Genomic DNA, 19,547 nt, shown 5'->3' with positions numbered 1-19,547 from the left:
AATAATTATGGCAAAATTAGAAGAAAAAGTAAAAAATGTTTTAAAAAATGAAAACATTAATAGGGATCAACTTAAACGTTCTTCGGAAAGATATGAAAAACTTATAGCAAAAGGTGTAGTTGATAAAACTGAATATAACCTGCCTTTAAATGATACTATAGGTAGAGCTTATTTTTTTGAAAAAAATAAGTCACGAGATTGAGAATAACGTGGGATGTCAATAACAAAATGTCATCCCACATTTTAATTCTAAGAAGTAAGCTCCTCATAAGTAAGTCGTCCCTCAAATGCACAATATAACGCAAAATTAAATCGGTTACCTTCATCAAAATCTTTAGTATTATATCTAAAGGAAAATTCATCACAGTAAAGTTGTAAATGTTTTGGACTTACTGAATGATAAATACCGAGAATTCCTCGTTTTAGTAAACTCCAAAATCCTTCAATACTATTAGTATGATAATTATCTTTGACATATTGACCTTTAGTATGAGGTATACTTTTATGTTCGTAATGTTTGTGTACTTGTGAATAACCTTTCCAACCATCACTAACCACAATAGAACCTCTTTTGACCATGTTTTTAATAATCGTTGTAAGAGTTTTTCCTTTTGTATTAGGAATGATTTCTGTGGATACTTTTCCATTACTAAGTAAGCCAAATACAACAGCTTTTGTTTTAGTACTTCTTCCCTGAGTATTTTCTACTCTTTTTTGCCATGATTTTTTATGATTTTTTCCTCCTACGAATGTTTCATCCACCTGTGTAACTCCATCAAATTTATTTATTTTTTCAGAACTTAAAGAATGTCTTATTCTTGAAAGCATGAACCATGCAGTTTTTTGAGTTACACCAATATCTCTTGCAAGTTGATGACTACTAATACCTTTTTTGTGTGATGTAAAAATATAGATTGCGTAAAACCATTTTCTAAGTGAGATTGCAGAGTTTTCAAACATAGTTCCAATTTTCACATTGAAATTCCTTCTACAATCTTTACATTTATAAATACCATTGAATTCACCGTCCTTTTTTAATTTGTAATGATCTTCTCGTTCACTGTCACAATTAGTACATATTGGGTCACCATTCCAAAGCAATTCTTCAAGATATTCTCTGCATTTTTGTTCTGTATTCAATGATTCCATCATATTGGTTATAGAAGAATTATCTGAAGAAATTCCAAGATTAAAAATTTTTATTATGCCTTGATATCTCATATTTATTAGTTATATATAAAATTAATAAAAAAGATCGAGGCTGAACAATGCTGATGAACAAATTTTTATGATTTTTATCTTGTTTTTAGTTTGATTGTCAATTAATTACAAATTGTTGTTTAGTGATTTCAGATACAAAAAACAGCATCAAAGATTGATGCTGTCTAAGTTTTAAGATGTTGTTTAATTATTTGGTATTAACTAGTATATTATTATCTTATTTTAATATCATAACAGGTTGATTTACATTTTGATAAATCCCTTCGGATATACTTCTGCTTGTAAGATAATATAAAAAACTGTGTTTTCCTGGTAAGGCAATGATAAGGTCTGTTTTGTTGGACGCTGCAAAATTCAGGATACCATTGATAATGTTTTTATCGTAAGAATAATAGATTTTGTTGGGTATTTCTGTTAAATTCTGATGAATATATTCTTCTAATTCTTTTCTTTTTTCGGAGCTGATATCGTTATTTTCTTTGGTATGAATGTTTAAAAGACTCAACTGAACATCCTGTCTCTGAATAAGCGATTTATGATGAAATAACCTGTCCAGCTTCGCAATACTGTTGATGTCGCAGGGAATAAGAATATCTTTTACAGGGCTGTAATGATAACCGTTTGGAATGACCAAAGTCTTTACAGAGCTTGTTCTTGCAATAGTGATAATATTGTCTGAAACAAAACTGTCACTTGAATTTGCCTGATCATCACTGCCTAAAATAATCAGTTCTACGGATGGATTTTCTTTCAATATTTCATTGATACTTCTTGCGATCGGCCAACTGCTGAATTCCTGTGAAACTTGTACATCAGGATTTTTTTCAAGAATAATATAATTGAGGTTTTTTAAAAGAGACTTCGTTTTTTCCAATAAATTATTGATGCTTTCTTCGTTGGCAAATGAATGTCCTTCCGCAATATGAAGGTAGTCAAACTCAGTTTCTTCGGAAGTTTTTAAAAGAATAATGTGAGTATATTCATATTGTTTTGCCCATTCTGCAGCTGCTTTTACTGCATTTTCTGTGGTTGATGTAAAGTCTACAGGTACAAGTATTGTTTTCATAGCAATTCATTTAAAGCTTAATTATTCCAGATTTGAAGTCATTTTTTTTACTAAAAGAAGAGCGTTGCTGATGTCGGTTTCACTAATGTTATCAGCGGCTTTACCATACAGCTCCAAAGCCCATGGATAGATCGTATCTACAGTTTCTTTTCCTTTTGTGGTCAGAAAGATCTGTTTATTTCTCCTGTCGTTTTTATTTTCTGTACGTTCTACCAGTTCGCGTTTTACAAGAGCATTGATAAGATAGGTGATGCTCGATTTGTCTTTACTCACTTTGCAGCCGATTTCCTGTTGATTGATACCGTCATTACGGGATAAAAGTCCGAGAATTTCGATAAGCTCAAAAGAAAGATCAGGATCATATTCATTGATTCTGGACTGGATTTTCTGCCGCAGGCGGCTTTTCATTTCGCCCATTGCAAGACCTAATTCTAATGCCAGTTCCGAAATTTTATCTTGTTTTGCAGACATTGTTTCAGTTTAAAAAGTTGAATACAAAAAAATGAGTCACTTATAATGTCGGATGAGCCGATTTAATGACTATTCAAATATAGTAAAAATTAGTTTTAATTAAAACTAATTTAACACAGAATATTTTAAACATTTCTTACCCTGAAACAACTTAAGATTTATTGAGATTGGTATCAAAATGGTTCTTAATCTAAATATGAGAAAAAAGACTAAAAAAGATTACCCTGTTGAAAATGCCCGTCATTTTCTGGAGCCTACACCCACAGTTTTGGTAACATCATCTTATCAGGATGAAAGAAACATCATGACAATGGGTTGGTATACTATTATGGAATTTGTTCCTTCACTCGTTGGTTGTATGATTTCTTCAGCGAATCACAGTTTTGAGCTTATTAAAAAAAGCAAAGAATGTGTGATCAATCTTCCAGCCGTGAAACTTGCAGCAACAGTCGTTTCTATAGGAAACTGCAGCGGTTCTGAGGTTGATAAATTCGATAAATTTAAAATGCTGACGGAAAATGGAAATGTTGTAAAAGCTCCCTTACTAGTTGACTGTTTTGCTAATTTCGAATGTAAACTGTATGATGATAAATTGGTTGATAAGTATAACTTTTTTATTTTTGAAATTGTAAAAGCACATGTTGCTGTTTCTCCAAAATATCCTAAAACAATCCAATACCGTGGAGACAGCCATTTCGTACAGTCCGGAAAAAACTTTATCATTCCTTCTTCCAAATAATATCAGAAAGACGCAAACCTTGGAATTTCTTTGCTGAAGTTCTCAGGTATTCTGTAATCTGATTTTTTGGCTACAACATTGCGAAAATCGGCTACATTTTTGTACTGAAAATCCCTGAACTTTACATCATCAAAAAACAATTAAAATGAAAGTATTTGTAACAGGAGCTTCAGGCTTCATAGGTTCAGCCATTATTAAAGAATTAATTGCTGCAGGACATCAGGTTCTCGGCTTGGCTCGTTCGGAAGAATCTGCTAAAGCGGTGAGTGATGCGGGTGCAGAAGTTTTATTGGGAAGCCTAGAAGATCTTGATGCTTTAAAACAGGGAGCTTCACAGGCAGACGGAATTATCCATACTGCTTTTATCCATGATTTTACTCAATATCAAAAGGCGGGAGAAGTTGATAGAACGGCGATCAATACAATGGGAGAAGCTGTTTTGGGAACAGATAAAGCAATCATTGTGACATCAGGAATGTTAGGACTTCCTCCGATCGACGGATTTATTACTGAAGAAAGTTCGGCAGAAAACTCTCCGAGAACTTCAGAAGCTACAGCATTGGCATTGGCAGAAAAAGGCGTTACTATTTCTGTGGTTCGTTTGCCTCCATCTGTTCATGATAGAGGGGATAAAGGATTTATTCCGTTTATTATTGCGATGGCTCGTAAAAACGGAGTTTCAGCATATCCCGAAGAAGGGAAGAACCATTGGTCTGCAGTACACCGCCTTGATGCTGCAAAGGCTTTCAGATTAGCATTAGAAAGAGGGGAGAAGGGTGCTGTTTACAACGTAGTGGGTGATAATGCTATTGAAACTAAAAAAATAGCAACAGTCATCGGTGAAAAGCTGAACTTACCCGTTCAGTCTCTGTCAGGAGATGATATCGTAAAGCATTTCGACTGGATGGGTCGTTTCATTACCTTTGAAGGCGCCGCAACAGGAAATAAAACACAGGAAAAACTAAACTGGAAACCAACACATCCCGGTTTACTGGAAGATATGGATCAACATTATTTCGGCGGATAATAAACGGAATAAAAACCTTATCTCAATCAATTGTTAATCTTTTATCAGCAATAAAAATTTATATCTTAAAAAATTAATCCTGCATTACAATATGGAACAGCGATCTATCCAAAGAGTAAAAACAATCAGTGAATTTCATACATTGAGAGGATTTCCGAAACCTGAACATCCGCTGATCAGTATTGTAGATTATTCTAAAATAGTACATTCTAAGGATATTGGAGAAGTAAGCTGGGTATTCGATTTTTATCAGATCTGCCTGAAAAGAGGAATGATGGCTAAATTCAAATACGGTCAGCAGGAATATGATTTTAATGAAGGTGTAATGTTTTTTATGGCTCCCAATCAGGTTTTTAAGATTGAAGTTGAGGTTAATGCTACAAAAGAACGTTTGGGCTGGATGCTGTTGATCCATCCCGATTTTTTATGGAATACTTCTTTGGCAAAGACAATCAGCCAGTATCAATATTTTGATTATTCGGTGAACGAAGCGCTGTTTCTATCGGAAAAAGAAGAAGAAACACTAAATATCATCATCCGGAATATCCAACAGGAATACCATTCCAATATAGATAAATTCAGCAAGCAGATCATCATTTCACAGATTGAAACCTTGCTGAATTATTCCGAGCGCTTCTATAACCGTCAGTTTATTACAAGGGAAAAAGCGAATCACGAGATTCTGGGACAGCTGGGAAAATTACTTTCCAACTACTTTAGCAATGATAATCTTATCTCCAAAGGATTACTTTCTGTAAAATATGTAGCAGAAGAACTTGGCGTTTCTCCAAAATACCTAAGCGGTTTGCTGAAAGTTCTTACAGGACAAAGCACTCAACAGCATATTCATAATAAACTCATCGAAAAAGCAAAAGAGCAACTCTCCACAACTCATCTGTCAGTAAGCGAAATTGCCTATCAGTTGGGTTTTGAGCATTCGCAATCTTTTAGTAAATTGTTTAAGAGTAAGACAAATCAGTCGCCGTTGGAGTTTCGGCAGGGGTTTAATTAGAAGATATTCCGATAATACAGGAAGCAATATTTTTATCTATTTCTTCATCTGAAGAACAGTTTTCTATCATTTTATCAAGCTGTTCTGTTTCAATATTTATCACTTTATAATCATTCTTTAAAGATGATATATTTATAATTGATTTTTTTCCTTTCATTATATTCCTTTTTTCGTCTAAATAAGGTTGTAATATTTCAATCCATTCTTCTGCAAGTCTTTCATAGTCTACAGAGATTTTAGAATTAGGCTTTATTACCGCAAGCATTTCTCTTAGCGATGATTTTAATGCTATATCAAGATTGTTTCTTTTATCTGTCTTTTTTAAAAGAATGTGTTCTGCAACTTCTAGCGCTCTTTTCTTTTTAGGAGGAAGAAGATCTCTTTCTTTTTGTTTGAATAGATTAATATACTTTTGTAATGATTTATTATCCCATTTAAGCTTTTCTGAACTTTCAGTAACATTTTGTCTTAACAAAGAGCATATATCTGAAAAATCAGTATGTACATTATTATTGTGGTCGATAAAATACCATTTTGGACTTTTATTTTTATCACCTTTCAAAGCTAAAAAACACCAGTTTTCCCGGCTTCCTATAAAACTAACTTTTGTTTTAACTTCTGAAGATACATTTCGGAATTGATCGTAGATTTCCTCAGAAATTAAAGATTTTTTTCCTTCTTTTAGCTCTGTGACAGCTTGGAAACTATCTTGTATTCCGGACCAGGACTCGTCTTTGTTAATAAAATCGTTGTACTCTTTAATCATAGCATCAGTAGAGCTAGTTTGTGAAAAATGCTTTTGCTTTATTGTTAAAGGTATTTCAAAGTTTGATCCAAATATTTCATTAACCATATCATTAGTATGGATAAGTTTTCCATCGGTTTTTAATGAATATTCTTCTGAGTCATTCGGCCAAAAGATATCTATTTCTTTGTGAAGACTATCCATTCTATCCACTCTTCCAATTCGTTGCTCTACTAATCTTAATACACTGGGAAGATCTAATAAAATTAATGATGATGCTTTTTGTAAATCAACACTTTCAGACATTTTATCAGAACATAAGGCAATACATTTTTCGTCTGATGTTGACTGTAAATTGAACTGGTCTAATATTTTAGTAGTATTTTGATCTTTATCCTCTCCAGTAGCTACTAATACTTTATTTTTAGGATATTTTGTAGCAAAAATATGTTCGAGATAATGCAAAGTTATAACAGCACTATCAAAGGCTAGAATATTTTGATGATTTTGGAATATTTTTATTAACTGTTCTACCTTGCCTAGCTCTCGTTTACCAGATAATTGTTTTGTTAATGAGCTAATTTGTGTATAAATATATAATTCTTCGTCACAGGCTTTAAAATATTGTTCTTCGTTTATAAGCCAGTTTGGAAATAATTCATCAGTAAACATTTTGTATCGATAAGGTAATTTTTCAGCATTTTTAATCTTTTGGATTGCTTCAATTTTATTTCCGCTTTGATGTCTCCTTCCTTTAAATTTAAAATAGTTCATTGCTTCTTCAGACCCTTCTATATGCTCAACCAAAGCAACATGAGATGATCTGAGTCTTGATCTGATCATATAGATTGATAATGCTTTAGCAGCTGCCATCCTTTTTTCTACATATCCTTTTAAACTTTCTTGTTTAGAAATTTCAAATTTTGGTTTTTTAAAATGAGGAAGGTATGTGATGCCTTTTAGATTTTTAGCAAGTTTATTAATCTTATTTACAATTATTTTATCTTCCTGCGTTTCCTTAGTATCATATGTAAGTTCGTTTTGTTTAGGAAATCGACAGGTTTTATTAAGTTTATTAGTATAGTTTTCAGGAGCTTTATCAATTTCTTTGTTAAGGCTCTTTTTTGTTCGACGTACTGTAAATTTGCTGATAAAATTTCTTAGCTGTTGAATATCCTTATCTTGTACTTTTAAATAGTGTGTATTGACTAGCGTTTTATAGGTTTCGAAGTCATTGTCAGATAGATTGTCAATATCTAAAAGTTCAATAAGTTTTAAAAGATCTTCAACCTTTTTGCTTATAGGAGTCGCAGTTACAAGTATTTTGTAATCGGCTCTATTTGATTTTAGAAGGTTTGTACGGTTAGAGTCTGGAGATAAGTAGTTATGAGCCTCATCAATAGTTAGAATATTTACATTATGTAGGTCTTCTAAGATCTGTTTTTTCTTCTTGGGACTTGAGTTGCTTAATAGTCCCATTGAGGTTTGTGAATAATCTACTTTTTTAAAAGCACGAAATTCATCCTCCCATTTTGAAACCACTAATGGTGGGCAAATAATTAAAGAATTGGTTTTGTAATTTTTTCCTATTTCAAAAAGCCAATGTTTTAGAGATAGAATTAAAGAAGTACAAAGTTTTGTTTTTCCTGCACCGGTAGGATCGGCTATTAAGACATTAGATTGTGATTGAAGTATAGATACTGCTTGTGTAATTCCTTTCCATTGTGTTGGCCAAAGTTTAGTCTGTTCTAATTTTAATAGGATCGCTTTATAATCATTAAGCCAATTTCCCTCAAGGATTTCAGCTATTGCTCTCGCTAGAGCTTCTTGCCAATCAACATCTTTTATAAGTTTACTTAGCAGATCCTTCATTTTTTCGTTGTAGGAGCTGGCCTCTTCATAGAAGTTTTCTGCGATTTGTCGAATTCCATTATATAGATCATTCTCCGTTTGACCGACAGTTTTTGTAATTCTAATATTCGCTTCCTCTTGAGAATTTAATCCGTTATAGCTAAAATTAGATGAACCTAAAATAGCATTGTCGTCACCAACATAAATTTTTGCATGAAGTTTATCTTTAAATTTAAAATCGATAAAACCTTTATCTATTTTATCAATAAGATGAATAACAGCTCCTCCTTGCGTAATTGATAGTCCCTTTTTTAACCAATAATCTTTAATTTCTTTGTCGAGGTTATATCTGATATATTTTTTTCTTCCTCTAATATTAGGTTCAAAGCCAATTATTACTTTAACTTTTTGAAGGTTTGTGAAATCTTTACTGCCAAAAAGATCTATTAAATTTGACAAGGAGGTAAATCCCGTAACAATAATATATTCGGAGCTGCTTTCTATATCCTTATATACTATAGTTTTTACTGCCCTTTCATGCTTAATATTGATGGGAAATAATAATTGATCTGGCCACTTTACAATATCAAAATTGAATTCAGTTTGAAATATATTTGATGATTTATTATTCAATTGTTTATTTTTAAGAAATGGTATTAAATAAATTTAAATAATTTATTTAACAATTGATACCTATTTTTATTTTTTACAAAAAAGTATGATTTTATTTAATAATCTTATTGTTAACTATGTATTTATATTGTCATTAATGATAACTACAAAATCTCCATCGAAGGATGGAGATTACAATTAAATCAAAGTATAAGCTCCCAGATACGCACTATTACAAGCCAGCGTCTCCTTCACATTATTAAAAAACACCCAAACCTGAATCTCTTTCCCTGCATAATAACCCGGCAAGGTCACCTCTGCAGTCAGCTCACTTCTTTCAGCAACCGATTGAAAGATCTCAAACGTCCCCAACTCCTCACAATAACAGACCGCATTGGCTTTGTCCGCAGCATTTGCATTTCCCTGAACAGAATTATCTTCCCATGTAAGCTTTACAATATTTCCGATTTGTGAAACAGCGGTAACATTTTGGAAACCCGCTAAATCCCCTTTGGTGATCAGTACTTTATTGTACATCAGTTCGGGAACATCACCCACCATTTGTATTGCTTCATTAATCGTATAGGAAACTGCCATATTCACCCTGGATTTTGATCCGCTTCCTGATCCGAAATATTTGTTCTGAATATTTTTAACGGGCTGCAGAAAACCGATCACCAGTTTAAATTTTACCTGCTGCATAAGCTGCTTATCGCTTGGCGGTCTTGAGCTTGGCTTTGGTATGCTTCGGATAACGTCCTGTCCGCGCCAGTTAGCGCCTACAACCGTCCCTACTTTTCCTGAAAATCCTCCAAGGATTCCTTTTACTATTCTTGCCATTTTTGTGTCATTTTTTGGTTAACAGAAACGAAGGTATAACGGAATTTTTCATTTTCAATCACCCGTGAAAACTATGACCGGTTTTGACGTCTTTTGACCGGTTTTGACCGGTATTAAAACCCATTTCTTCGGATCATGTTCGGGTCTTCTTCGGGTCGGCTTCGGGAAAATGGGGTTTTTTCCGAAGGATTGTCGAAGGACACCCGAAGGATTTTCGAAAAAACTTTGAGATGATTTTAATTTTTGTAACTGATTTTTTTTGACCAAGTTTGTTTAAACTTTTATCTAACCACAAAAGTCACAAAAGATTAAACGGATTTTATTTAAAGTTAACTAAGACAAAAAAAGACCACAATAGTTTTTAAAAATCTCTGATTTTTATTCTTTTGAGAACTTTAAATATTCTGGTAAAGCTTTATGATTATCTTTTGTGACTTTTGTGGTTAAATCTGAAACTAATGTACTTTATAACTTCTTGTATTTCTTTGTATTTGCAATAACAGTAAGGGCAGAAAATGTTTTTGGAAAGAAAAAAATACTTTGTTAAGATAAACAGATAGGTCTGGCTATGTAAAATCTTGGATTGTTTATTTCCGGAAGAAAAAAATATTACTGAGGTATTGATTGTTGATATAGCAAAAAATCCGTCCTTTGGCAAAGACGGATTTTTACCCTGTTGTCATGATTTCCTTTTCAGGGAATAGCTATATTTCTATTCCTGCTTTCGGTCATTGAGGAATGACGGACCTCGTTTTTATATTTGCATTTATGTTCAGGGTTATATTTTATCTTGTTGGTTACTGTTCGTATTCTATGACGATCTGGTTGTATGGACCGGACCATCCGGGATTAGCACAGGTGATGTCATTCCATCCTCTTTTATTTTCGGCAGTTCCGTCTGTGGAATTGATGATGTGTACACAGCCTTCGTTGCCTCCTGTATTGTTGGGTTCACCGGCTCTGAAATAATCTTCAGTGCTGGAATTGTTGGTCCACAGTATTTTTGAGGTTTCACCTGTAATCCATGTAAATTCAGTAGGATTTCCCGAGAAGTTCACCTTGTTATATCCGATCCAGACAGAGCTTGTTACATTAAAGCCGGTGCCGGATTTAAGGATATTGTTTTCGAACCATGTCCATTCTGCCAGAGTGGTAAAAGTAGGCAGATAACCTCCTTTGCTTTTGGCAGCATTAAAGATCTCTTCCCATGCCGGAGTGCTTTTGTCTCCTGTATAAGCACAGTACCAGTGGTTGTTGCCTCCGGATGCGGAAGTCCATTGCTTGCATCCTAATCCTGTAAAATTTATGCCCCCGTTAGAAAAATTCCCTGCGGCGTGGATTCCTGTGGCATCATACCCTAAATAGGATTTCAGAACACCATTTGTGGTAATATTGATGATTTCTCCTTTTTTTGAAGGGTACCATCTTCCTGAATTCCAGAAATAATATCCCGGAGCCAGACCGGTAGTATCTGTACCTGCTAAAGTGGCGGTGTTATAAACCAGAAGTCCGTTGGCAGGATTGGCGATCATCGTATTGTCTGTTCTCGCCGTGAGAGCAATTCTGGGTCCCAAAAAACCCCTGTTCTGAGAAACAATGTCCAGTGCTGCAGACGGATTAGGATTAGCTGTACCTATTCCCACCTGCGAGTGCAGTGAAGAAAAGCTGAAAAATAATATAATAAGGCTGAATATTTTCATTTTTTTATTGATTAAATTCTACAATGATACTGCTGATATTGGCTCCGGAAAGTGCCGTGCTGCTACAGGCGGAGCTATACCATTCTCTGTTGGCATTATTGGCAGCTCCAGAAATCATATTGCATTGTCCGTTGGCTGCATTTCCCGGATTATTGGCAGCAAAGAAAGACTGTACGGAAGCACTGTTTCCCCAGTTGCTTCTCCAGGTTTCATTGGTTATCCATCTGTATCTCTCGCTGTTTCCCGGAGTTTTTACGGAGGTATATCCGATCCATGCGGCTGTAGTAAGGGTGTTTCCCGAATAATTCAGGATATTGGTTTTAATGAAATCCCATTCGGGAGCAGAGGTAATGGTTACGATATATCCGTTGAGGTTTTTCAGAGCATTGAAAACTGTTCCGAAATCTTTGCCGCTTGCATCAGAGACTTTATATCCGCAGTATACATGTCCGTTTCCGCCCGCATTAAGCTCCCATTTGGAGCATGTGGTTTTCGAGGCAGTAGAAGAACCGACGGAAAATGTAGCCGGAGCATTGCTTCCGATACCGGTAGGAGAGTAGCCTAAAATATTGGGATCTACATTCTGGATGATCGTGAATTTATTTTCTACTCCGCCTATCTTTTCCCAGTGCGGTGTATTGATGGTAGACCAATAATAGTAGCCCTGTTCCAGTGTCTCGCTGATTGTATTGTTATAAACCAGCAATCCCGGTTTCGGAGTCTGAACGATGGGGCTGTAATCTGTAAGCGAGGTAAGGGAAACAATAGGCATTGCCACTCCTTTATTTGCATTCATTTTTCCTACCTGAAAGTAGGCGGAATTTTCGTGTTCTGCATCGGGGACGTTTAAAAATATCTGTGCATAAGCTTGTGAAAACAGCATACCTCCGGCTAGACAAAGACCAATAAATATCTTTTTCATTCTTTTAGTTATTAAATTCTACAATTAGGAAATTCAGAGAGCTTCCGCTCAGGGTTGTTGAATTGCAGGGATCATTATACCATCCTCTCGTTGCATTGGAAGAAGGGGAGATCCTTACACAGCCTGATGTTCCGTTAGGTACACCGGTCGGATAGTTGGTTTGCAGAGTGGATGAATTGGACCAGTTGATGTCCGATTTTTCTCCTGTTATCCACGTATATTCAGTACTGTTTCCGGGATATTGTATGGTGTTATAGCCTATCCATACATTGCTGTTGGAATTACCTGCACCCGTTAAAATACTGGATTTTATGAAGTTCCATTCATTTTGGGAAGTAATTACCGTCATATATCCGTTTAAGAATTTTCCCATATTAAATGCAGAACTCCAGTCTACCGAAGCACTTAAATTGTAGGAGCAATACGTGTGTTTGGGAGCCCCGGAATAAGTATCCGTGAAAGAATAGCATCCCTGTTTAGTTGCATTCACGCCGTTATAGCTGAAAGAAGCAGGTGACTGCGTTGCCAGACCATAAGGATTGTATCCCAAGACCGAAGCATACATTTTAGGCGTGTCCGTATTCACTGTGGAACTGGAACTGTTATAAAAAGGCTTCCATAAAGAAGCGGTGATGTCCCAATAATAGTAGCCAGGAACAAGCGATGCATTAGAAGTCAGATTGTATACCAGAAGTCCTTCTTTCGGATTGCTGATCGTAGTATTGTCTGTAGTGGCTGTAAGCGCAACACGAGGAGCTAAGAACCCTTTTGGGGCATTCGACATGTCAAACTGAGCACTTAAATCGGGGGAAGGGGTATTTATTCCTACTTGACCTGAGAGAGTGTTGATCAGGAAAAAAAATACACCAAATTTGAGGAAGTTCGTCATTATATTTTTTTAATGAATAGTTGCAGTTGTTATTTTGAATAGTTAGTGGCTGTTAATAGAAGTTATCATCTGAAGAAGTAATAAGTTTATTCACTGAAGAATTTTTTAATTTATTATGAATTGAATTATTGAGCTATTAAAATAAATTCAAATAAAAGGCTGTCTGTTTTAGTATTTGTTATTTGTAAAATAATATTGTATATAATTAACTATTATGAAAAAATAAAATATAATACAAATAAAAAATAGAAAAAAATAATAGAATTAATTCGATAATTATTGAGTTGTTGGCTTTAATCACTGGGCAAATTTATAAAATAAACTATATATATAAACGATATTTATATTTTTTTGGATTTTGATTATTCTTAAAATATTAAATAAAAATTAAAATAATATCCAATTTAATCACTTGTATGAGAAGTAAAGTGGATTTAACATAAATAAAAAACTGAAAATCAAAAATATACTGAAAATAACTCACAAAAAAGTGTAAAAAAAATGACGTAAAAAAATTCTATTGTCTCATATTAAGTTTTATTAACAATAGTGCATCAATAGAGAAGTCTTTGTAAATTGTGGTACTTATATACCGGATTAAATATCACAGGCTTTCTTATTTTTTCTTTTATTTTTTATTCGCACTTAAGTTTATCTTAATTTTAATTAATTAAAAAAATCTTTGTATTTGTTTGAGCTTAAAATAATACAAAAAAAAGAACCCTTCGAAAGTCTCAGTGTAACAAAAGATTTTCAGAAGTATTTTAGTTATACGATATCAATTTTATCGCAGATAAAATCCTTGCGCCTTAAAAGCGGTATTTTACAAATAAATTTGCGCCTTTGCGATTTTCCAACAAAAAGGCTAAAAGCCAACCAACGACACCTTTCTTTCTAACAAATATGATCAATACTTGCAACATCTTAACCTCTCAATTTCCTTAATACTTTAAATAAAAAGTCCTTTCATTTAAACAAAAAAATGCCCTCATTTTCTGAGGGCAGTATTGAAAAACGATTTGGGATAAAATATTTTCCTTCCGATTTTGATGTGCGGAATATTCTGTGATTTCCTGATCCGGAACAGGGTGCTGTCGCTGATATTCAGCAACCTTTTGACATCGGCACTGTCATAATACTGGGAATTGGTCACCTGATTTTGTCTGAGGGTATCCAGAATTTCAGCAAAGACAGCCAGAACGTTGGGCATTAACTGATCATCACAGACCTGAATATTGGGTTTCTTTTTCATCTTAAATGGTGTTTAGTAAATGAAACGAAATGATTTTTGTGTTATTTTTTATTTCAAACGTAAAAGAAATAAAAGATATTGTTTGGGGCTGGTTTTTAATAGGATAAGCAAATAAATTACACTTTTTTGAAATTAATTTATTTTGTTTTACAGTAGAAAATTATTTGTTAAAATATAAAATATGAAGAATTAGGATATCTTAATAACAAGAAAATATAAATATTATTCACCATCAATTATTTTATTACTGACAGGCTGTAGTATCTATTTTTTGCAGATGTAATTATTTTTTCTAATTTCGCCTCAAGATTTTAACGAAAACAAGCGTAAGCTATCATATTGGTCAAAGAAAACCGCTAATCTTCTTAAAAGGACAAAATTTGATAGACTTACGCCCGTGTACCCATATCGGCACGGGCGGAGTCTTTCTTGTCCTTTAGGTTCTTAGCGGTACCTCTTTGCCAGATTGACTTTTGCTCCGTGCTTTTTTATGTTAATTTCCAACCTAAAGTAAAAAAACTGCATCTGTATATAATACGACACAGTTTGTCGTGTATGCGGATTAATTTTGCAGGACAGATTAACTATAAACCGTTTAAGAATCTAAAATAATAAAAACTAAAAAAACAAAACCATGATCAACACAAATGACTTTCGGATAATTTCCATCAGCAGCAATAACAATTCTTTAAGAATAGGGTTTCCCATATTTTCTTACGCGAAACTCTTCATAATTTCGGACACAAATAATAACTAAAAACGTAACACTAAGAATGAAAAGACTCTATGTGACTGCACTTTCCATGTGCACTGTTCTGGGTATTCACGCTCAGGAAACACAGGTGGTCTGGCAAAAGGACATCAAATCCTCAACACAGGATTTCCTTTCCCAGGTCACCACAACAATTGACGGGCAGTATTTGATTACAGGAAGCAGTATTCAAAGCAGTAAGCTTCAGACTAACAACAGTCAACCATCAACTAACAACCAAAAACAGAATAATGGTTACGATTTCCATTTGGTCAAGCTCAATCAACAGGGCGATGAAGTCTGGGAGAAATACTTCTCGGGAAAGAACCATGATTTTTTATCGGCAACCGTGAATACGCAGGAAGGGGGTTTCGTTTTGGCAGGCACTTCGTACAGCGGAAAAGGACTGGACAAAAAAGAAGAATTGAAAGGAGGTTCTGATATCTGGCTGATTAGAATTAATGAATTCGGGGATGAACTGTGGCAGAAAACGATTGGTTCTACAGGAGATGAAGAAGCCAAATCGGTTATTCAAACGACCGATTTCGGATTTTTTATTGCGGGTAATGTTCAGAACTCAGCCAAAGGCTATGGTTCCAAAGATGTTTTGGTTGTAAGACTGGATAAGAACGGGAAAGAATTATCTCAGATTGTTTTAGGCGGAAAAGGGCTCGATGAAGTTGAGAAAATGATCCCTACAAAAGACGGAGGAGCTTTACTGGGAGTTTATTCAAGAAGCAATGTAGCTGGTTCAAAGAAAACTGACAATTACGGAGAAGGCGATTACTGGATCATCAAGCTTACCAAAGAAGGCAAAGTAGAATGGGAAAAGAATTTTGGAGGTAAAGGGGATGATCATTTGAGAACACTTGCCTTGACTTCAACGGGATATTTAATCGGAGGAGAATCAAGATCAGAAAGATCGGGAAACAAAACCGTTGGCATTGAAGAAGGTACTGATCTTTGGTTAATTTCTTTGAATGAAAGAGGTGAAGAAATCTGGCAGAAGTCTTACAACTTTAAAAACAGGGATGTTTTAATGGGAATGAGTGTGATTCACAATCCGTCAACCAACAACAATCAACCATCAACCAAAGGCATTTTACTTGGAGGCTATACTCAGGCAGAAGGAAGAATTGAGACAGATGATGAAACCTTCTGGATGCTGTATTTAGACGAGAACGGTAATGAACAGTGGAGAAAACATGTAAAAGGAGAATCAAGAAAACGTGAAGAAAGGCTGTCTGATATTAAACTGAACAGAGACGGTTCGATTATTCTTGCCGGAACAAGCGCAGAAGAACTCGGAAAAGAGAACTGGAAGATCGTAAAACTGGGAGACAGACAACTTGATCAGCTGATTGAGAAACAGGATATTAAGATCTATCCGAACCCTGTTTCGGATTATACCTATGTAGAAATCGGTTTTGATTTTAAAGATGCTGAAATTGTGATGTATGATATGGGAGGAAGACAGCTGCAGAGTGTTAAAACGAAGAATAAGGTGACTAAGATCAATACCCAGCCACTCATTCAGGGAGCGTATCTGATTTCTGTGAAAACCGATGCGAATAAAACAGCTAATGCTAAATTGATTAAAAAATAAATACAAATGAAGAAAATAATCTTAAGTGCCTTTTTATTGGCTTCTTTTCTAGGAAGCATTACGATTTCAGGGCAAATGGAGTTGTCAAAATATGATTATATTACCAATGGAGAAACCAATATGTATCAGGGAATCCCAAATATCTCCTTTCCTTTGCTGAGTCTTGGAGTTCCTACAGCAGGAATTGATATTGGGGTATCTTTAAGCTACACCACAGAGAGTGCTTCTGCATACAATCTGATCAGTGATGTAGGAAAGGGCTGGAATCTCTCGCCCATAGGAAGTGTAGTAAGAAGCAAGACAAGAGAATTTGATGACTTTGCTATACCCACAGGAACCAGTAATCATGAAGCATCGTCCGATACTTATTATTATAATTATCCTGGAGGAAGCGGACGGTTTTATATCGGAATGGATACTGTAAGCCTTGAGCTACTTTGTGTACATACCTCTCCTTCCAACGATAAGATCATCATTACAAAAGACCCTGTAACTCCCAACAGAGTAAAATCCTTTACTATCATTGATACTAAAGGAAACCGCTATCTATTTGATAAAATCAATGTAAGTAAACTTCATAAATGGGGTCCATTTGATGCTAGTAGAATAGAAACGATCCATAATACAAAATTTATTAACAGTGGATTTTTCCTGTCAAAAATTTACAATGTTAAAAATGAAGAAGTAGCCAATGTTGAATATTTAACGACCACACAGGTGATTCCTGATTATGGAAATAATGTTCCGGGTACTCTTCAGAATCAAAAGATTAAAAGGATAACAGTAAGCGGAATGGGAAGTATTGAATACCAATATACTGATGATTATCCTTCTGATCCTTTATCATACCAAACGAATAAAGACCGGTATATGATGAATAAGCTGGTGCTTAAAAACACACAAAACCAGATCATCAATCAATATGCATTTGACCGTGAGCAGACCTCGTATCTTAAAAAATTGATCAATCTTGATAAAGATAATGCTTTCGTTCAGAAATTCGCTTTTGAATATAAGAATGAGGATTACCTAGGGGGCTATAATACCTACATCGATAATTACGGCTATCCTATTTATTATGAATTTTGCAATATAGATACCGGTGAGCTGATAACTCCTTATCACACTAACCGCAATACGGTAAATTACGGCACATTACAGCGTATTATCCTTCCTACAGGCGGAATCACTGAATACGAATTTGAATCTCATTCTATCCCTTTTGATCCCAATACTACTTGCATGGAGCCCAAATGCTATTATGACAATTACGACTTCGATAAAATATATACTGTAAATTTTGATACCAATGTAACCAATCAGTACACGGTAAATTTACCGGCCGGATATCAGAATCATTTATATGTTAAATATAACTATACTCTTCACCCCAACCAGCCGGGGCATCCGGGAATTCCCTATACGATCGACTATACTATCAATGATGATTCCGGGAGTCCATTTTCACATTCTTATGAGGAAATAGAATGTCCTGATATTAAAACTTTCACAGTGAATCCGGGTTCTCTCAATGTTAAATTTTCCGGAGTAAAAAAAGGATATGGTACGGTAGAAATTTATGCCCCTAAACAGCAAAGGAGAGACAGTAATGAATACGGGTACGGACTAAGATTAAAAAGCATGAAAAACTTTAATCCCGGTTCTACGTCTCCCGTCAGTTATACCGATTATGAATACAGTACTTTTACCGACCCGCTTCTTTCCAGTGGGAATGATGTAGGTGTTGGCGATTATATAGATTTTGTAGACGAAAGAAAAGATACTCCACCTATAGGATATAACAATATCAAGGTAAAAAATATGATCGACGGCAGCTATTCCAAGTATTATTATACACATAGTATTCCTCTTGATAACAATCCTATGCTAGGCGGAAGCGACAGAGATATGAGTGGGTATCTCAGATCAATGGGTATTTTACAAAAAAAAGAAGACTACAGTTCTTCCAATCAGCTTTTGCAGAAAACTGAAATCAATTCTGAATTTAAAACGGTTCCTCTGTCGAATATTACAACAAGTGGAACTCCTGTAAAAAAAATCAATATTTCAAAGCAGTCTTCCACTACTGAAACTTATATCAACGGAACGGCTAAAAAACTTGTAACGACCTCAGAAAGTAATTTTGATGATACGTATAATAATATGACTTCTTCAAAAGAAACACTAGCAGATGGAACTGTTGTTGAGAAAACATTGCTTTATCCTTCAGACAAAGGAATTCAAAAGCTTATAACCGCCAATATGATTGATATTCCGCTGGAAACATCTACCAAGAGAAACGGGAAATTGGTAGGAAAAGCAGAAACAAAATTTGATGATGCCTCCCATCTTTATCCTACTTCTGTACTTACTTACAATATGCAGACTCAGACTCCTGTTTCCGCTACAACGCTGGATATCTACGACAGTAAAGGAAATCTTGTACAGGCAACGGGCAAGAACGGAATTCCTACTACAACAGTGTGGGGATATTATCAAACACAGCCTATTGCGGTGATCTCGGGAGCTTCTTATGCTCAGATTTCCTCACTGGCGACGGTAACGGCAGCAATAACCGCTTCCAATGCAGACCGTGACGATCCTTCCCAGGAACCGCAATTACTGACAGCACTGGAAAATCTCCGTAAAGATCCTGCATTGCAGAATTACACCGTAACGGCAACTACTTATGACCCTATGATCGGGGTAACGAACAGTATTTCAGCCAACGGAATAAGAACCGTGAACGTGTATGATTCGGCAAACAGGCTGATCAAAACAACGGATGCTGCAGGGAAAACATTACAGGAGTATCAATACAATTATAAACACTGATGAGAATG

At 35.0% G+C, this 19,547-nt stretch carries 15 protein-coding genes; 6 read left to right on the top strand and 9 right to left on the bottom strand.

The genetic code is table 11. The features are described from left to right. Positions 1 to 7 precede the first annotated feature (7 nt). Positions 8 to 202, top strand: a complete 195-nt coding sequence (locus tag ABD940_RS01975) for a hypothetical protein (RefSeq protein ID WP_345199972.1) — start codon at positions 8 to 10, stop codon at positions 200 to 202. Positions 203 to 249: 47 nt separating this feature from the next. Here the strand turns inward: ABD940_RS01975 and ABD940_RS01970 are convergent, their stop codons facing one another. The 3 genes from ABD940_RS01970 to ABD940_RS01960 form a co-directional block, all read right to left on the bottom strand. Then, a complete protein-coding gene (locus tag ABD940_RS01970; protein WP_425550345.1) occupies positions 250 to 1,221 on the bottom strand; it encodes an IS1595 family transposase in 972 nt (323 codons plus the stop codon). Positions 1,222 to 1,438: 217 nt separating this feature from the next. Next, positions 1,439 to 2,287, bottom strand: a complete 849-nt coding sequence (locus ABD940_RS01965; RefSeq protein ID WP_345199971.1) for a universal stress protein — start codon at positions 2,285 to 2,287, stop codon at positions 1,439 to 1,441. A 21-nt stretch (positions 2,288 to 2,308) separates the two neighbouring features. Then, on the bottom strand, positions 2,309 to 2,758 hold the full coding sequence (locus tag ABD940_RS01960; protein WP_345199969.1) for a MarR family winged helix-turn-helix transcriptional regulator: 450 nt from the start codon (positions 2,756 to 2,758) through the stop codon (positions 2,309 to 2,311). Between the two features lie 196 nt (positions 2,759 to 2,954). Between ABD940_RS01960 and ABD940_RS01955 the strand changes: the two genes are divergently transcribed. The 3 genes from ABD940_RS01955 to ABD940_RS01945 all read left to right on the top strand — a co-directional run bounded on the left by ABD940_RS01955 (position 2,955) and on the right by ABD940_RS01945 (position 5,536). Next, positions 2,955 to 3,497, top strand: coding sequence for a flavin reductase family protein (locus ABD940_RS01955; protein ID WP_345199968.1), 543 nt, complete (start codon positions 2,955 to 2,957; stop codon positions 3,495 to 3,497). A 145-nt stretch (positions 3,498 to 3,642) separates the two neighbouring features. Further along, positions 3,643 to 4,524: an SDR family oxidoreductase gene (locus tag ABD940_RS01950; protein WP_345199967.1), complete on the top strand. Its 882-nt coding sequence runs from the start codon at positions 3,643 to 3,645 to the stop codon at positions 4,522 to 4,524. A gap of 91 nt (positions 4,525 to 4,615) precedes the next feature. Then, positions 4,616 to 5,536, top strand: a complete 921-nt coding sequence (locus ABD940_RS01945; protein WP_345199966.1) for a helix-turn-helix domain-containing protein — start codon at positions 4,616 to 4,618, stop codon at positions 5,534 to 5,536. Here the strand turns inward: ABD940_RS01945 and ABD940_RS01940 are convergent. The 6 genes from ABD940_RS01940 to ABD940_RS01915 all read right to left on the bottom strand — a co-directional run bounded on the left by ABD940_RS01940 (position 5,529) and on the right by ABD940_RS01915 (position 14,347). Then, positions 5,529 to 8,765, bottom strand: a complete 3,237-nt coding sequence (locus ABD940_RS01940; protein WP_345199964.1) for an SNF2-related protein — start codon at positions 8,763 to 8,765, stop codon at positions 5,529 to 5,531. The genes ABD940_RS01945 and ABD940_RS01940 overlap by 8 nt on opposite strands. Positions 8,766 to 8,942: 177 nt before the next feature. Further along, a complete protein-coding gene (locus ABD940_RS01935) occupies positions 8,943 to 9,584 on the bottom strand; it encodes a DUF6266 family protein (protein WP_345199963.1) in 642 nt (213 codons plus the stop codon). A gap of 797 nt (positions 9,585 to 10,381) precedes the next feature. Next, positions 10,382 to 11,284: a C-type lectin domain-containing protein gene (locus ABD940_RS01930; protein WP_345199961.1), complete on the bottom strand. Its 903-nt coding sequence runs from the start codon at positions 11,282 to 11,284 to the stop codon at positions 10,382 to 10,384. A gap of 4 nt (positions 11,285 to 11,288) precedes the next feature. Further along, the gene (locus ABD940_RS01925) at positions 11,289 to 12,206 is read right to left on the bottom strand and encodes a lectin-like protein (RefSeq protein WP_345199960.1); all 918 of its coding nucleotides are present in this window, start codon (positions 12,204 to 12,206) and stop codon (positions 11,289 to 11,291) included. Positions 12,207 to 12,210: 4 nt separating this feature from the next. Then, positions 12,211 to 13,095 carry a C-type lectin domain-containing protein gene (locus tag ABD940_RS01920; RefSeq protein WP_345199958.1) on the bottom strand — a complete coding sequence of 295 codons (885 nt, stop codon included), beginning with the start codon at positions 13,093 to 13,095 and terminating at the stop codon, positions 12,211 to 12,213. Positions 13,096 to 14,083: 988 nt separating this feature from the next. Then, on the bottom strand, positions 14,084 to 14,347 hold the full coding sequence (locus tag ABD940_RS01915; protein ID WP_345199956.1) for a helix-turn-helix domain-containing protein: 264 nt from the start codon (positions 14,345 to 14,347) through the stop codon (positions 14,084 to 14,086). A gap of 773 nt (positions 14,348 to 15,120) precedes the next feature. Here ABD940_RS01915 and ABD940_RS01910 point away from each other — a divergent pair. Then, positions 15,121 to 16,704, top strand: a complete 1,584-nt coding sequence (locus ABD940_RS01910; protein ID WP_345199955.1) for a T9SS type A sorting domain-containing protein — start codon at positions 15,121 to 15,123, stop codon at positions 16,702 to 16,704. 6 nt (positions 16,705 to 16,710) lie between these two features. After that, positions 16,711 to 19,539, top strand: a complete 2,829-nt coding sequence (locus tag ABD940_RS01905; RefSeq protein ID WP_345199954.1) for a hypothetical protein — start codon at positions 16,711 to 16,713, stop codon at positions 19,537 to 19,539. Positions 19,540 to 19,547 lie beyond the last annotated feature (8 nt).

The sequence above is a fragment of the Chryseobacterium ginsengisoli genome (assembly GCF_039542325.1).
GTDB classification, from domain to species: Bacteria; Bacteroidota; Bacteroidia; order Flavobacteriales; family Weeksellaceae; genus Chryseobacterium; species Chryseobacterium ginsengisoli.
The sequence above is the reverse complement of the archived record's forward strand: the minus strand, read 5'-3'. Positions and strand labels throughout refer to the sequence as shown.

Excerpts from the sequence above, each read along its gene's own strand:
- ABD940_RS01925 (WP_345199960.1), bottom strand. The coding sequence starts at position 12,206 with ATGAAAAAGATATTTATTGGTCTTTGTCTAGCCGGAGGTATGCTGTTT.
- ABD940_RS01910 (WP_345199955.1), top strand. The coding sequence starts at position 15,121 with ATGAAAAGACTCTATGTGACTGCACTTTCCATGTGCACTGTTCTGGGT.
- ABD940_RS01960 (WP_345199969.1), bottom strand. The coding sequence starts at position 2,758 with ATGTCTGCAAAACAAGATAAAATTTCGGAACTGGCATTAGAATTAGGT.
- ABD940_RS01915 (WP_345199956.1), bottom strand. The coding sequence starts at position 14,347 with ATGAAAAAGAAACCCAATATTCAGGTCTGTGATGATCAGTTAATGCCC.
- ABD940_RS01955 (WP_345199968.1), top strand. The coding sequence starts at position 2,955 with ATGAGAAAAAAGACTAAAAAAGATTACCCTGTTGAAAATGCCCGTCAT.
- ABD940_RS01975 (WP_345199972.1), top strand. The coding sequence starts at position 8 with ATGGCAAAATTAGAAGAAAAAGTAAAAAATGTTTTAAAAAATGAAAAC.
- ABD940_RS01970 (WP_425550345.1), bottom strand. The coding sequence starts at position 1,221 with ATGAGATATCAAGGCATAATAAAAATTTTTAATCTTGGAATTTCTTCA.
- ABD940_RS01935 (WP_345199963.1), bottom strand. The coding sequence starts at position 9,584 with ATGGCAAGAATAGTAAAAGGAATCCTTGGAGGATTTTCAGGAAAAGTA.
- ABD940_RS01965 (WP_345199971.1), bottom strand. The coding sequence starts at position 2,287 with ATGAAAACAATACTTGTACCTGTAGACTTTACATCAACCACAGAAAAT.
- ABD940_RS01920 (WP_345199958.1), bottom strand. The coding sequence starts at position 13,095 with ATGACGAACTTCCTCAAATTTGGTGTATTTTTTTTCCTGATCAACACT.
- ABD940_RS01930 (WP_345199961.1), bottom strand. The coding sequence starts at position 11,284 with ATGAAAATATTCAGCCTTATTATATTATTTTTCAGCTTTTCTTCACTG.
- ABD940_RS01905 (WP_345199954.1), top strand. The coding sequence starts at position 16,711 with ATGAAGAAAATAATCTTAAGTGCCTTTTTATTGGCTTCTTTTCTAGGA.
- ABD940_RS01945 (WP_345199966.1), top strand. The coding sequence starts at position 4,616 with ATGGAACAGCGATCTATCCAAAGAGTAAAAACAATCAGTGAATTTCAT.
- ABD940_RS01950 (WP_345199967.1), top strand. The coding sequence starts at position 3,643 with ATGAAAGTATTTGTAACAGGAGCTTCAGGCTTCATAGGTTCAGCCATT.